This window comes from Caballeronia sp. AZ1_KS37 (assembly GCF_023631165.1).
GTDB lineage: Bacteria > Pseudomonadota > Gammaproteobacteria > Burkholderiales > Burkholderiaceae > Caballeronia > Caballeronia zhejiangensis.
Genome location: NZ_JALQDP010000030.1, coordinates 110957 through 124179 on the forward strand (window position 1 = coordinate 110957; position 13223 = coordinate 124179).

At 65.3% G+C, this 13223-nt stretch carries 14 protein-coding genes; 5 read left to right on the plus strand and 9 right to left on the minus strand.

Going from position 1 to position 13223, the window contains the following annotated elements; genetic code table 11:
* Window positions 1-11: 11 nt before the first annotated feature.
* The 3 genes from NCS00_RS16745 to NCS00_RS16755 all read right to left on the minus strand — a co-directional run bounded on the left by NCS00_RS16745 (window position 12) and on the right by NCS00_RS16755 (window position 2973).
* On the minus strand, window positions 12-1007 hold the full coding sequence (locus NCS00_RS16745) for an LLM class flavin-dependent oxidoreductase (RefSeq protein ID WP_008353522.1): 996 nt from the start codon (window positions 1005-1007) through the stop codon (window positions 12-14).
* Between the two features lie 123 nt (window positions 1008-1130).
* Complete coding sequence (locus NCS00_RS16750; protein ID WP_250440553.1) at window positions 1131-1943, minus strand: phosphate/phosphite/phosphonate ABC transporter substrate-binding protein; 813 nt, start codon at window positions 1941-1943, stop codon at window positions 1131-1133.
* A gap of 25 nt (window positions 1944-1968) precedes the next feature.
* Window positions 1969-2973 (minus strand): fatty acid desaturase, encoded by a 1005-nt coding sequence (locus tag NCS00_RS16755; protein WP_175979242.1) that lies wholly within the window; start codon window positions 2971-2973, stop codon window positions 1969-1971.
* Between the two features lie 164 nt (window positions 2974-3137).
* On the opposite strand from NCS00_RS16755, the gene NCS00_RS16760 reads away from it, so the two are divergent.
* Window positions 3138-4202, plus strand: coding sequence for a HoxN/HupN/NixA family nickel/cobalt transporter (locus NCS00_RS16760; protein ID WP_175979243.1), 1065 nt, complete (start codon window positions 3138-3140; stop codon window positions 4200-4202).
* 82 nt (window positions 4203-4284) lie between these two features.
* Entirely contained in the window at window positions 4285-5142 is an 858-nt protein-coding gene (locus tag NCS00_RS16765; RefSeq protein ID WP_008353518.1) for a formate/nitrite transporter family protein, read from the plus strand.
* A gap of 7 nt (window positions 5143-5149) precedes the next feature.
* Here NCS00_RS16765 and NCS00_RS16770 read toward each other — a convergent pair whose 3' ends face one another.
* The 6 genes from NCS00_RS16770 to NCS00_RS16795 form a co-directional block, all read right to left on the minus strand.
* A complete protein-coding gene (locus NCS00_RS16770) occupies window positions 5150-5482 on the minus strand; it encodes a hypothetical protein (protein WP_008353516.1) in 333 nt (110 codons plus the stop codon).
* A 189-nt stretch (window positions 5483-5671) separates the two neighbouring features.
* On the minus strand, window positions 5672-5977 hold the full coding sequence (locus tag NCS00_RS16775) for a hypothetical protein (protein ID WP_008353512.1): 306 nt from the start codon (window positions 5975-5977) through the stop codon (window positions 5672-5674).
* 273 nt (window positions 5978-6250) lie between these two features.
* Window positions 6251-6541, minus strand: coding sequence for a hypothetical protein (locus NCS00_RS16780; protein WP_034471787.1), 291 nt, complete (start codon window positions 6539-6541; stop codon window positions 6251-6253).
* A gap of 12 nt (window positions 6542-6553) precedes the next feature.
* Window positions 6554-6919, minus strand: a complete 366-nt coding sequence (locus NCS00_RS16785) for a hypothetical protein (protein WP_008353509.1) — start codon at window positions 6917-6919, stop codon at window positions 6554-6556.
* A 104-nt stretch (window positions 6920-7023) separates the two neighbouring features.
* On the minus strand, window positions 7024-8727 hold the full coding sequence (locus NCS00_RS16790; RefSeq protein ID WP_008353508.1) for a peptidoglycan D,D-transpeptidase FtsI family protein: 1704 nt from the start codon (window positions 8725-8727) through the stop codon (window positions 7024-7026).
* Between the two features lie 13 nt (window positions 8728-8740).
* Window positions 8741-9583 (minus strand): arylamine N-acetyltransferase family protein, encoded by an 843-nt coding sequence (locus NCS00_RS16795; RefSeq protein ID WP_175979245.1) that lies wholly within the window; start codon window positions 9581-9583, stop codon window positions 8741-8743.
* Window positions 9584-9791: 208 nt separating this feature from the next.
* Between NCS00_RS16795 and zwf the strand changes: the two genes are divergently transcribed.
* From zwf to NCS00_RS16810, 3 genes are read left to right on the plus strand one after another with little or no spacing between them, the layout of a single operon-like run.
* Window positions 9792-11348, plus strand: coding sequence for a glucose-6-phosphate dehydrogenase (gene zwf, locus NCS00_RS16800; protein ID WP_250440554.1), 1557 nt, complete (start codon window positions 9792-9794; stop codon window positions 11346-11348).
* A gap of 40 nt (window positions 11349-11388) precedes the next feature.
* A complete protein-coding gene (locus NCS00_RS16805; RefSeq protein WP_372492552.1) occupies window positions 11389-12210 on the plus strand; it encodes an ROK family protein in 822 nt (273 codons plus the stop codon).
* Window positions 12210-13088: an HAD family hydrolase gene (locus NCS00_RS16810; RefSeq protein ID WP_250440555.1), complete on the plus strand. Its 879-nt coding sequence runs from the start codon at window positions 12210-12212 to the stop codon at window positions 13086-13088. Before NCS00_RS16805 ends, NCS00_RS16810 begins: the two co-directional genes overlap by 1 nt.
* Window positions 13089-13223 lie beyond the last annotated feature (135 nt).

Sequence of the window (13223 nt, forward strand, 5' to 3'; positions counted from 1 at the left end):
AGGCCGATGGTTCAGGCGCTCGCGCCGATCGCGTCGCGCGCCTGGCTCGTGAGCTCGAACGACCGCAGACGCGCCTTGTGATCGAAGATCTGCGCCGTGACGATCAGCTCGTCGGCCTGCGTCTGATCGATGACCGAGCGCAGCCCGGCTTCGACATCGGCGGGCGCGCCGACGACCGAACACGCGAGCGAATGCTCGACGCCCGCGCGCTCGGCGTCGCTCCACGCGATCGACTCGACCGGCGGCGGCAATTGTCCGGGCGTGCCGCGCCGCAGATTGATGAACTGCTGCTGCAGCGACGTGAAGTGAAAGCGTGCTTCATCGGCGGTATCGGCGGCGAAGACGTTCACGCCGACCATCGCGTAGGGCTTTTGCAGCGTCGCGGAAGGGCGGAATTGCTTGCGATAGACCTCGAGCGCGGTCAGCAGATAATCCGGCGCGAAATGCGACGCGAACGCGAACGGCAGCCCGAGCGCGGCCGCGAGTTGCGCCGAGAACAGCGACGAGCCGAGCAGCCAGATCGGCACGTTCAGGCCGGCGCCGGGCACCGCGCGCACGCGCTGGCCTTCGACCGGATCGGCGAAGTAGCGCTGCAATTCGACGACGTCATCGGGAAACGATTCGGCGCTGCCGTGCAGGTCGCGGCGCAGCGCTCGCGCCGTGGTCTGGTCGGTGCCGGGTGCGCGTCCGAGTCCGAGATCGATGCGTCCCGGAAACAGCGAAGCCAGCGTGCCGAACTGCTCGGCGATCACGAGCGGCGCGTGATTCGGCAGCATGATGCCGCCCGAGCCGACGCGAATCGTCTTCGTGCCCGCCGCGATATGGCCGATCACGACGGCGGTCGCCGCGCTGGCGATGCCCGTCATGTTGTGGTGCTCGGCGAGCCAGTAGCGCAGATAACCCCAGCGCTCGGCGTGCTGGGCGAGATCGAGCGAATGGGCGAAGGCGTCGGCCGGCGTCGAGCCGAGCGGAACCGGGGAAAGGTCGAGTAGCGAGAAGGGGATCATTGCGGCTTTCCGAAAGCGTGACGGATCGCGATGCATCCGGCATCGCGCTGGTTTCACGCGCTGAAAAGACCGATTGTGCCGAAAGTCCGCGGAATCTGCCGGAATGCACCGTGGGGCGAAGTGTCAGGCGAGGCGAGGATAGCCGCGCTCGATGGCCTCGCGCTCGTAGTCGAGGATGGCCGCGTAGTCCGTCTGTGTGCGTCTGACGATGCCTTTGAGCCTCAGCCGTGCGGCGAGCGCGGGGTCGTCCGCGAGTGCATCGGCGAGGGCGTCGAGGATTGCGTCGATGGAATCCGGCGGCACGCGCAGCGACGCGATGAACGGCAGCGCGCTCGCGCCGGCGGTCACGTCGAGCACGCGCACGCCCGCCGTCAATTCGGGCAGATGCGCCTGCGCGAACGCGAACGTGACACAGTCGATCGCGGCGATGTCAGCGCGCGCTTCGGCGATTGCGGCGAGCGACGCGAGATGCGCGCCGGTTTTCGTCACCGACGCGAAAAAGCGCCCGTCGTGCGCGTAAGGAGCGACGGCGTGTCGGAAAAGGTTCATGCCGCTGTTGGAATCGTCGTCGTTGTAGGCTGCGCGCAGGTTTCGGCAGTCTTCGACCGATTGCGCGCCGACACGCGCCCCGACGACGATCACGCTGCGATAAGCGCCGGTTTCGCAGCCGGGCGCGTTGAAATCGGGCGCGCCTACGACTTGCACGCGATTCGCGAGCGCATGCACGAGCGGATAGCCGCAGGTTTGCGACAACAACACGTCGTCGCGCAGCCAGAACGCGGTGAGATCCGCACCGGGATCGACGATCTCGAGCGTATCGCCGCGTGCGCGTAGCCAGTCCGCGAGCTGCTCGCGGACACGTTCGAGCAGCGTGCGCCAATCCGCGGCGAGCGCGGGCGCGACGTTGTACATCGGCAGGGCGGCGATCCAGTGCATGACGCGAATCGTACCGTGGGAGGCGTCAGCTCGCGAGACGCGCGGGTTCGCGGCGCGCGTCGCGGCGTCGATCGGCAGATGCGTCCGGCGCGGCGAACGGATGCACCGGTTCAGCAGCCTGCGCGAACGCGTGACGGCTCGCCCATTCGCCGTATCCGCGCACGACGAAACCGCCGTTGCTCGCGCGATAGGCATCGCGCCGCCGCGCATAGATCCGCCCGAGCGCGAACCACGGCACGCCCGGCAGATCGTGATGCACGGCGTGAAAGTTATTGTTGAGAAAGAGCAGTCGCCACGGCCACGCAGCCTCGTTGACGACCGTGCGTTCGCTATGGCTCTCCGCCGCGCGATGCTCCTGAAACGAGCGAATCGACGCCAGCGCGAGCGACGCATAGCCGACACCGAACACGAAGGCGCGCCACGGAATGCCGCATCGCGTGTCGAGCCAGCTCGCGAGCAGCACGAGCGACGCGAGATGCACGATCCAGCTCGCGACGATTTTCCAGCGCCGCTCGACGACGGCCTGCGCCGCCTCGCGCCACGATGCCGCGATCGAGAACCACGGCCCGATGAGCATCCGGCCCGCGAAGGTATTGCGCGCGGCGAGCGCGGCGCGCAGGACGGGGCCCGCGCTCGCCCACTGTTCGGGCGTCACGTAATAGCTCTCGGGATCGCGTCCCGGCTCGGTCAGATGCGCGTCGTCGTGATGCCGCAGATGCGACTCGCGATACACCTCATACGGAAACCACACCGCGAGCGGGGCGATGCCGATGAGCATGTTGACGAGCGGCCAGCGCGTCGGATGACCGTGCATCAGCTCGTGCTGCAGGGACATATACCAGCACGACAGCACCGCGAGCAGCGCGACGGCCGGAACCAGCCCGATCGCGCGCGCGTTGAGCGCGACGCCGAACCATCCGCCGTAGATCGCGACGGCGACCGCCCACGTCGGCCATTCGCTGCGCCAGCGCCAGGTTTCGCGCTGGCGTTGGAGTTCCTGGCGTTGGGCGTCGTCGAGATAGCGGGGCATGGCGGACGTCGAAAATGGCGAAGGGCCATGGTAGCGGCGCGTCGCACGCCTCCCAACCAAGGAATCCGGCTAAGGATTTCGCATTCGACGCAATATGCATCCGATTTTTGACCATGCTCGGCGCACGTTATGCTTTGTCCCTTCATCCTCGCAAGCGCGCGCATATGTCCGAACCGATCGAGCCCGCTTCCGCGCCGCATCAGGCGCATCGCAACCTGCCGCGCAAATCCGCGCGGCTCATCGGCGGGCTGATCGCGTTCAACGTGCTCGCGTGGCTCTGGGCGTTGGTCGCGTTCCGTCACTATCCGCTGCTGCTCGGCACGTCGTTGCTCGCGTATTCGCTCGGGCTGCGCCATGCGGTCGATGCCGACCATATCGCCGCCATCGACAACGTCACGCGCAAGCTGATGCACGAAGGCAAGCGGCCGCACTTCGCCGGCTTCTTCTTTTCGCTCGGACATTCGACGATCGTCGTCGCCGCCACCGCGCTCATCGCCGCGACGGCGATGGCCGTGCACGGCCGGTTCGCCGAGTACCGCGAGATCGGCGGAATCATCGGCACGTCGGTGTCGTCGCTCTTTTTGTTCGCGATCGCGGCGATGAACCTGTTCGTGCTGCGCGGCGTATGGCGCGCGTTCCGTCGCGTGCGGCGCGGCGAAACCTGCCGCGACGACATAGACATGCTCACGGTCGGCGGCGGTCCGCTCGCGCGCATCGCCCGTCCGCTTTTCAGGCTGATCGGCAAGAGCTGGCACATGTATCCGCTCGGCTTTCTGTTCGGCCTCGGCTTCGACACGGCGACCGAAATCGGGCTGATGGGCATCGCGGCGGCCGAAGCGGCGCGCGGCATGCCGGTGTGGTCGATTCTCGTGTTCCCGATGCTGTTCACGGCGGGCATGTCGCTCATCGACACCGCCGACAGCCTGCTGATGACCGGCGCCTACGGCTGGGCCTTCATGAAGCCGATCCGCAAGCTCTACTACAACCTCACCGTGACGCTCGTCTCGGTGCTGATTGCCGTGCTGATCGGCGGCATCGAGGCGCTCGGGCTGATCGCGGACCGGCTGCGGCTGAAGGGCGGACTGTGGGACGTGGCAGCGTCGCTCTCCGAGCACTTCGGGATGCTCGGCTACGGCATCGTCGCGCTGTTCGCGGCGTGCTGGATCGTCTCCGCGCTCATCTACAAGTGGCGCGGTTACGAATCGCTCGACGGCGGCGTCGCCAGATAATCAACGGGCATTCTTCCTGCTTCGTGGATGCGCCAGCCGCTCATCCACATTTCGCATCGAGCGGCGTTCAGGGAGAAAGAACATGAACGACCCGCAAGCGGGGGCCGACTCGCCGCATCTCGACAGCGCCGAGCAGGAGCAAGCCGCCGAGCATTCCGCACCGCATCCGCTCGTCATCCACGAGATCGTGCGCGAGGAAGGCGAAGTCGCGATGGAGCGCACCTTCGCCGCGCTGATGTGGTCGGCGCTCGCCGCCGGCCTGTCGATGGGATTCTCCTTTCTCGTCCAGTCGATTCTCGAAAGCGCGCTGCCGGAGGCCCGCTGGACGGGACTCGTATCGAGCTTCGGCTACACGATCGGCTTCGTCTTCGTGATCCTCGGACGTCAGCAGCTCTTCACCGAAAGCACGCTGACGGCGGTGCTGCCGGTCCTTACGCGGCGCGATTTGTCGACGTTGTTCAAGGCGCTGCGCCTTTGGGCGATCGTGCTTTTCTTCAACCTGGTCGGGACGACGATCTTCGCCGCGATCCTGCAGATTCGCGGCGTCTTTTCGCCGGAAGTGAGCGAGGCGCTCGCCAAGGTCGCGATGACGCCGCTTTCCGCGGATTTCGGCGTGACCGTCGTTCGCGGCGTGTTTTCCGGCTGGTTGATCGCGCTGATGGTATGGCTGCTGCCGAGCGCGCGCTCGGGGCGGCTCCTCACGATCCTGCTCGTGACCTACACCGTCGCTGTGAGCAAGCTCACGCACGTCATCGCCGGATCGGTCGAAGCGGCCTACGCGGTGATGATCGGCGCGGCGGACATCTCCGACTACTTCTTCGTGTTCCTCGTGCCGACGTTCATCGGCAATGTGATTGGCGGCGTGTCGCTCGTCGCGATCGTCAATCACGCGGCGATCGCGCCAGAGATCACGAGCGCGCCGCAGCGGCATCGCGACTAAGCGCGCATCATTTGTTGTTGCCCGCGCCCGTGCCGTAAAGGCCGTTGTTGAAGCCGGTGCTGCCCTCGGCCTTGTGCTTCTTGTCGGCGGTCGCGGCGCGGCCCTGCGCGGCATCCTTCGATTGCGGTTTCTGCGATTCGACCAGCGGCGAGCCCGATGGATTCGCGCGCGAGCTCGAATCCGACTGACGGCTTTCCTGTCGCTCCGAGCCGCCGCCGTTCGTGATCTGCGCGACGCCGACCGTGCTGAACGTCGCGATGAGACTGGCGACGATCGCGTTCGCGAGCATCGGCGAGGGCCGGCGCGATGCGCCCGCGCGGTCGTGAAAGAAAGTGGACATGGCGATTCCCGGCATGATCGAAAGACTAGCTTTCGAGCATGAACGGTGCCTGACGCGGCAAAGCGGCGCGTTGAAACGCGCGTGCCGTGAATCGTCGGAAGTTCAAAGGACCGTTGCACGCCCGCTTCGTCGCGAGACGCGGGCGCGAACGAGGGATTCGCGCCGCAGCGCGAGCGGCGAAAGCGGTTCTTAGGCCGCTTTCGCCCAAAGCCTGTTGGTCGATCTTTTACGGCTGCCGGAGCCGTCGCGCGGACCGCTGTCGACTGTGTCGAGCGCGACGCGCAACGCTTCGATGCGTTGCTTCTGCGCCGGCACGAGCGCGTAACCCTTGACCACGGCGGCGAGCCGCTCCCGCCAGTATTCGACGTTGAGCGTGCCGGAAGACTGCTTGTGCATCGTGCGAAGTTGCGCGAGTGCGCGCTCGATGTGCTGAAGCTCGACGTCAGCCAACGCCGAGGGCAAGAGACTGCCCTTGGTCTCGTTTTTCTTCTTCATTATTTGGTCTTCCTCTCGGCCATACGACGGCTTGTCCCGACATCGGACACGCGCGCCGTTGAGGCACCCCGTTCACCCGCGCATATTTTTGTGGCTAAGCGGGTGGCCCTTGCTCTTTTCTTCGGATGACCGATCGTTGCCTGTCTCGGCGATTTCGATCGTTAACAAAAATGTACGCAACGCGGACCTGATGGCTCCGTCTGTCATCGCACATTGGTGTGAGAGCAACGCGGGGATTTCGATGTTGCGTCGCGCAAGGGCGACGCAGGCCGATCATTCGTCGTTCGCGGACGGCGTTTTTGCCGTGCGTTTGCCGCTGCGGCCGATCTGTTCTTCCATCGCGAGATCGAGCTTGCTGGCCTTGCGCGGCTTGGCCGGATCGCGGGCGTTGACGAACGCGACGAAGTCGTCCATCGGCATCGGCTCGGAGATTTTCTTCGTGCCTTCGGGCGCGCGCTCGGCGAGATAGAAGTAGCCGCCCGGCATCGAGATGGCCGCGTAATTCGCGTTGCCGCTGCGCGTCTTGAGCCGTTCGACGGCGCTGATGGCTTTGGTCGAGCGCATGGTCCTGTCTGCTTATTTCTGAGGTTCGTCGTGAGCGGTGGCGTCCGCCGGCGCGCATTTCTTGCCCGCGCCTTCGATCCACATGTTCGACGGATGACGCTGCCCCGGATAGTACCGGTACGTGGTCTCGCCGTTGTCGTAGCGGACCTTGATGACGTTGGAATCGCCGAATTCGAGCATCACGCCTTGCGGGATGGACGTCTGCTTGTATTGGGCGTCGTGCTTTTTCGCTTCGGCGGCGATGCATTGCACGATGCCGTTCACCTTGTTTTCCGTCGACGATTTCTCGACTTCGGGTTGTCCTGCATCTTCGTTATGAAACTGGGCGCAGGCGGCGAAAAGCACAGGCAACGCGAGCGCCGCGGCGAGTTTTTTCATGGTCTTTCCCGTTTGATCTTCTGGTGCCGAACACGACATTAGAGCACAAGCCCTTGACAGTCCGGTCACGCTGCAGCAAGGCCCGCGCCCGCGTGCGCCGCGCTTCATGCGTCGGGCGGCACGCCGAGCAGCGGCAGCGTCGCGCCGACGATGCCCGAGAACACCGGCCCCGCGACCGTTCCGCCGTAATAGGTGCCCCCCGTGGGCTCGTCGATCATCACGGCGACGATCACGCGCGGATCGCTCATCGGCGCGATGCCGACGAACGACGCGCGGTACTTGTTCGCCGCATACGAGCGTCCGACCTGCTTGCGCGCCGTGCCCGTCTTGCCGCCGACGCGATAGCCTTCCACCGCCGCCGCGCGGCCCGTGCCGTGGTCGCCGGTCGCGTTTTCTAGCATGTTGCGCACGGCCTTCGCGGTCGCGGGCTTCGTCACCTGCACGGCGTCGCGGCGCGTTTCGCCGTGAATCAGCGTGGCGGGATAAAAGCGTCCGTCGCCGGCGTACGCCGTGTAGATCTGTGCGATCTGCACGAGCGACAGCGATAAACCGTAGCCATACGCCATCGTCGCCTGTTCGATCGGCTTCCAGCGCTCGGGCGCGCGCAGGCGGCCGGTCGCGGCGCCCGGAAACGTCAGCTCGGGCGCGCGGCCGATGCCGTATTCGCGGTACTTGTCCCAGATCGTCTGCGCGGGAATCTGCAGCGCGAGCTTCGTGAGCGCGACGTTGCTCGACATCTGCACCGCCTCGGACACGGTGATGACGCCGTGATTCGACGTGTCGTGAATCACGTTCGGGCCGAGCTTGAACGTGCCCGGCGATGTGTCGATGCGCGTTTCGGGCCGCACGCGGCCGAGATCGATCGATAGCGCGGCGACGAGCGGCTTGATGGTCGAGCCGGGCTCGAAGGTGTCCGTGAGCGCGCGGTTGCGCAACTGCTCGCCGGTGAGGCGCGAGCGATCGTTCGGATCGAAGCTCGGATAGTTGGCGAGCGCGAGCACTTCGCCGTTCTTCGCATCCAGCACGACGACGCTGCCCGCGCGCGCCTTGTGCTTCGCGATCGCCGCCTTGAGTTGCGAATGCGCGAGTTGCTGGATGCGCCGGTCGATCGTCAGCTGAATGGTTTCGCCGTTCTGCGGCATGGCCGGCTCGCCGATCTGCGAGACCACGCGCCCGAGCCGGTCGCGGATCACTTCGCGCTGGCCGGCCGCGCCCGTCAGACGCGCGTCGGCGGCCAGCTCGACGCCTTCCTGCCCGTGATCCTCGTTATTCGTGAAGCCGACGACGTGCGCCGCCGATTCGCCTTCGGGATAGAAGCGCTTGGTGTCCGGCACGAGCGTGATGCCCGCGCGCCCGATCGTCGCGATGCGCTCGGCGGTTTCCGCTTCCACCTGACGTTTGAGCAGGACGAACGCGCGAGTCCCGTCGATGCGGCGCTGCAGATCCTTCGGCGGCATGTCGAGCAGGCGCGCGATCTCGCCACCGTGATCGCCGTCGAAGAGCTTGGGCGTCGCCCAGACTTCGTAGGTCGCGAGGCTGACGGCGAGCATCGCGCCATTGCGATCGACGATGCGTCCGCGCGTCGCCGAGAGCGCCAGCGTGCGCTGATAGCGCTTCTGGCCTTCGCCGATATAGAACTTGTGGTCGATGACCTGGACCCACAGCGCGCGTCCGGCTAGCGTCAAAAACGCCGCCGTCACCCCGATGACGACGAGCCGCGAGCGCCAAGCCGGCAGCCGGTTTGCGAGCACCGCGCTGCGGTGATGCGTCTGGAAATCGCTGCCGCCGCGCGTCTTCTTCTTGAACATCGTGGTCTTCTGATTAAGCTTGGTTGGGCAGACGGGCGAGGGCGGCGTCGAGTTCGGCGCCATCCGGCAGACGAATGCCGAGTTCGCCTTCGAGCACGCGGCGCAGACTGGCCGTGCCGTCGAGTTCGCGATGATCGCTGCCTTCGCGTTCGTCGTGGATCGAGAAACGCCGGTTGAACAGGGCGAGGCGCTTGCCCGGCGCGAGACGCGCGGCGAGCAGGTTGTGCAGGAAGATCGACTGCGGATACATCGACACGAAATGATTGGCCATCTCGTAGTCGGCGTCATACTGCGGATCGAGGTCGAAGCGATAGACGTTCGTCCACGCGCCGTTCACGAGCGCCTGCAGGATGTAGCCGGGCGCTTCGCCGGCCCCTTCGAGGCGGAAAGCGCCGTGCGGTGTGATCTGTTCGAGGCCCGTCTGGAGCGCGAGCGGCGCGGAAAGCGTCATGCCGCCGAAGCCGACGTCGGCGAGGAACGCGCCTTCGTCGAGATCGACGAGCAGCAGCATATGCGTGCGCGCAGGCATGTCAGACCGCTCGCGGCCCCACAGGACGCGTCCTGCGAAGCTGCGCACGCGAAAACCGAGCGTCTGAAGTACGCTGCGAAACAGCAGGTTGTGCTCGTAGCAGTAGCCGCCGCGCCGTCCGGCGACGAGCTTGCGCTGGATCGATTCGAGATCGAGCCGGATCGGGCGGCCGATCAGCACGTCGAGATTTTCGAAGGGAATGGCCTGAGGATGCAGCAGATGCAGCGCGCGCAGTGTGTCGAGCGTCGGCGCGGGCCGCACGGATTCCGCGTACCCGATGCGCTCGAAGTAGGCGGCGAGGTCGATGGAAGTGTCGTGTGCGTTCATATGGAGTTCAGGCTTCGTCAAGCTTCGATGTCGCAATGTCCGCGAGTGCTGTCGTCAGGCGCGCATATTTTACGACACGAAAGGTTAAAAATTACAAAATGCATACGTTATTCGTCGCGCGAGCTTGCAACGCGTCGTTCGAATGAACTGTGCCGCATCGATGCAGGTCTTTCCAGGTTCAAGCGCAACTGACAAGGGGCGATACGCCATGCCGAAAGAATCGAACGAAGCGAATCAATCGACGGAAAACAACCCGGCCAGCGCGACGTGCGCCGGCAAGCATCCCGCGCCGCCATGCACGCTCGTGATTTTCGGAGCGGGCGGCGATCTCACCAAGCGCTTGCTGATGCCGTCGCTCTACAACCTGTCCGCCGACAAGCTGCTCGACGACGGCATGGAGATCATCGGCGTGAATCACGGCGAGCGCGAGACGTCCGAATGGCGCGACGAGCTCACGCAATCGCTGCGCACGTTCGCCGCCGACAAGGCCGCGACGTTTCACACGTCGCAGTTGAACGAGGACGCGTGGAACTGGGTCGTCGGGCGGCTCGAATATTTCCCCGGTGAATTCGAAGAGGACGAAACCTTTGCCCGGCTCAAGGCGCGGCTCGCGCAGGCGAAGTCGGACAACGTCGTGTTCTATCTCGCGGTGGGCGCGCGGTTCTTTCAGCCGATCATCGAGCATCTCGGCGCGGCGGGCATGCTCGAAGAGAAGGACGGCAATTTCAGACGGCTTGTCATCGAGAAGCCGTTCGGCAGCGATCTGGCGTCGGCGCAGGAACTGAACCGCTGCATCCTCAAGTATGCGGATGAGTCGCAGGTGTACCGCATCGACCATTTTCTCGGCAAGGACACGGTGCAGAGCATTCTCGCCGTGCGCTTCGCCAACGCGATGTTCGAACCGATCTGGCGGCGCGAGTACATCGACAACGTGCAGATCACGGCGGCGGAGACGATCGGCGTGGAAGGGCGCGGCAAGTTCTACGAGCAGACGGGCGCGTTTCGCGACATGCTGCCGAACCATCTGTTCCAGTTGCTCGGCATGGTCGCGATGGAGCCGCCGAATTCCTTCGATGCCGAATCCGTGCGCGACAGAAAAGCCGAAGTCTTCGATGCGATCCGTCCGCTCACCGCCGACGACGTCGTGCTCGGCCAGTACGAAGCTGGACCCGCCGGGCCGGGCTACAAGGAAGAACCGGGCGTGGCCAAAGATAGCCGGACCGAAACCTACGCGGCGGCGCGCGTGTACGTGGAGAACTGGCGCTGGGCCGGCGTGCCGTTTTATCTGCGCACGGGCAAGCGGCTCACCGAGCGTCGCACGGAGATCGCGGTGCAACTGAAGGCGGTGCCGTTTTTGCTGTTTCGCGATACGCCCGTCGATGCGCTGACGCCGAATGTGTTCACGCTGCGCATCGATCCGGCGCACGGCACGAGCTTCGATTTCAACGTGAAAGTGCCGGGACCGGTAATGCAGATCGGCAAGGTGCGTTCGAGGTTCGACTATGCCGACTTCTTCGCGGAGCGCGCGAACGTCGGCTATGAGACGCTGCTCTACGACTGCATGCTCGGCGACGCGACGCTCTTTCAGCGCGCGGACAGCATCGAGACGGCTTGGGCGGCGGTGGATCGCGTGCTGCATCCGGACAGTCCGCTGCCCGTGCGCGGTTACGCGGCGGGCAGCGCGGGGCCGGCCGAAGCGGACGAGCTGCTTGCCGACGACGGCCGCGCGTGGCGACCGCTGACCGACGCGCACAAGAAGAACTGAACTCATCTCATCGCAACGCAAACTCAAAAGGACAACGAGCGTGAGCACAGAATCAAGAGCCAAGCAGAAGACCCACGTCACGGCGGACAAACTCGCGATCAAGGCGGAACGCATTCTCGCGATCGATATCGGCGGGACCGGGTTGAAGGCGGCCATCATCTCGGAGGACGGCGAGATGAAGAGCGACCGCGTGCGCGTGGCGACGCCGCATCCGGCGAAGCCCGACGTGGTCGTGGAGACGCTCATCGAACTGATCGCGCCGATCGTCGCCGAGCCGCCGACGCACATTTCCATCGGCTTTCCGGGCGTCGTGCGCGATAACGTCGTGCTGACCGCGCCGAATCTCGGCACGCCCGCCTGGCGCGGCGTGCCGCTCGCGCAACTGATCGCCGAGCGCCTCGGCAACGTGCCCGCGCGCATGATCAACGACGCCGAGATGCAAGGACTCGCGGCGATCGAAGGGCGCGGCATCGAAATGGTGCTGACGCTCGGTACGGGCGCGGGCACCGCGCTCTTTCGCGACGGCGAACTGATGCCGCATCTGGAGCTCGCGCATCATCCGGTCGCGAAGGACAAGACTTACGACGAGTACATCGGCAACGCGGCGCGCGAGAAGGCGGGCAAGAAGCGCTGGAGCCGGCGCGTGGAGAAGATCATCGGCATCCTGGCGACACTGACGAACTACGACAAGCTGTGGATCGGCGGCGGCAACGCGGCGCATATCAAGTTCAAGCTGCCGGATAACGTCGCGGTCGTGTCGAATGCGGCGGGCATCGAAGGCGGCGCGCGGCTGTGGCATCCGCGCTCGGTGCGCGAGACGCGCCAGTTGCCGCATTTCAATCAGCGTGAAGGGGCGCACTGATGAACGCCAACAGCAAATACGGACTTTACAGCGTGAACGGCGACGCCGATGCGGCGTTCGCCGCGCTCGCCAAAGCGGAACTCGTCGTCACCGATTGCGACGGCACGCTGCTCTATACCGACAAGGCATTGGGCCAACCGGCGATCGACGCCGTGCGCCGCCTGAAGGAAGCGGGCGTGCGCTTTACCGTGGCGAGCAGCCGGCCGGGCAAGGGCATGAGGCATATCGTTGAGGCGCTCGACGTCGACATGCCTTACGCGTCGTACAACGGCGGCAGTCTCGTCAGGCCGGGCACGTGGGATTTGCTGTCGTCGCACAAGCTGCCGCGCGATGTCGTGCAGACATCGCTCGAAGCGCTCGCGTCGGCGAACGTCGACGCGTGGGTGTTCATCGACGACGCCTGGTATCTGACGAATCCCGAAGGCACCTACGTGCCGCTCGAAACGCGCACGGTCGGCTACGAAGGCGTGCTCGTCACGCGTTTCGACGATGTCGATCTCGGCGAGGTCGACAAGATCGTCGGCTCGACCGCCGATACGGCGCTGGTCGCGCGCGTCGAAAGCAGCGTGCAAAAGCAACTGGAAGGCCGCGGACACGCCGCGCGCTCGCAGACCTATTACCTCGATATCACGAGCCTGGAAGCGAACAAGGGCACCGCGGTGCGAGAACTGGCGCAACTCGCGAACGTGCCGCTCGGACGCGTGGCTGTGCTCGGCGACATGGGCAACGATGTGGCGATGTTCGAGATCGCGGGCGTATCGATCGCGATGGGGCAGGCATCCGACAGCGTGCAGCGTCGCGCGAGCCTGGTCTCGAAGAGCAACGACCAGGACGGCTTCGCGGTCGGCATCGACGCGCTCTTGGCGGCGCGCGGCTGAAGGAAGAAGGGACATCGACGCGCTGCGCAGCCTTGACGGATGAGCGGCCGCGTCGAAGTTCAGAATGATCCGCGTGTTTGGTTCAAAAGCGCGCGCTGCGGATCAGGCTCACGCTCGTTACGGATGATGCAGGGA

Bases quoted from the DNA above. Each gene is read 5' to 3' on its own strand.
- NCS00_RS16785 (WP_008353509.1), bottom strand. From the start codon at position 6,919: ATGAAAAAACTCGCCGCGGCGCTCGCGTTGCCTGTGCTTTTCGCCGCC.
- NCS00_RS16790 (WP_008353508.1), bottom strand. From the start codon at position 8,727: ATGTTCAAGAAGAAGACGCGCGGCGGCAGCGATTTCCAGACGCATCAC.
- NCS00_RS16745 (WP_008353522.1), bottom strand. From the start codon at position 1,007: ATGATCCCCTTCTCGCTACTCGACCTTTCCCCGGTTCCGCTCGGCTCG.
- NCS00_RS16810 (WP_250440555.1), top strand. From the start codon at position 12,210: ATGAACGCCAACAGCAAATACGGACTTTACAGCGTGAACGGCGACGCC.
- NCS00_RS16775 (WP_008353512.1), bottom strand. From the start codon at position 5,977: ATGAAGAAGAAAAACGAGACCAAGGGCAGTCTCTTGCCCTCGGCGTTG.
- NCS00_RS16795 (WP_175979245.1), bottom strand. From the start codon at position 9,583: ATGAACGCACACGACACTTCCATCGACCTCGCCGCCTACTTCGAGCGC.
- NCS00_RS16770 (WP_008353516.1), bottom strand. From the start codon at position 5,482: ATGTCCACTTTCTTTCACGACCGCGCGGGCGCATCGCGCCGGCCCTCG.
- zwf (WP_250440554.1), top strand. From the start codon at position 9,792: ATGCCGAAAGAATCGAACGAAGCGAATCAATCGACGGAAAACAACCCG.
- NCS00_RS16765 (WP_008353518.1), top strand. From the start codon at position 4,285: ATGAACGACCCGCAAGCGGGGGCCGACTCGCCGCATCTCGACAGCGCC.
- NCS00_RS16760 (WP_175979243.1), top strand. From the start codon at position 3,138: ATGTCCGAACCGATCGAGCCCGCTTCCGCGCCGCATCAGGCGCATCGC.
- NCS00_RS16755 (WP_175979242.1), bottom strand. From the start codon at position 2,973: ATGCCCCGCTATCTCGACGACGCCCAACGCCAGGAACTCCAACGCCAG.
- NCS00_RS16750 (WP_250440553.1), bottom strand. From the start codon at position 1,943: ATGCACTGGATCGCCGCCCTGCCGATGTACAACGTCGCGCCCGCGCTC.
- NCS00_RS16780 (WP_034471787.1), bottom strand. From the start codon at position 6,541: ATGCGCTCGACCAAAGCCATCAGCGCCGTCGAACGGCTCAAGACGCGC.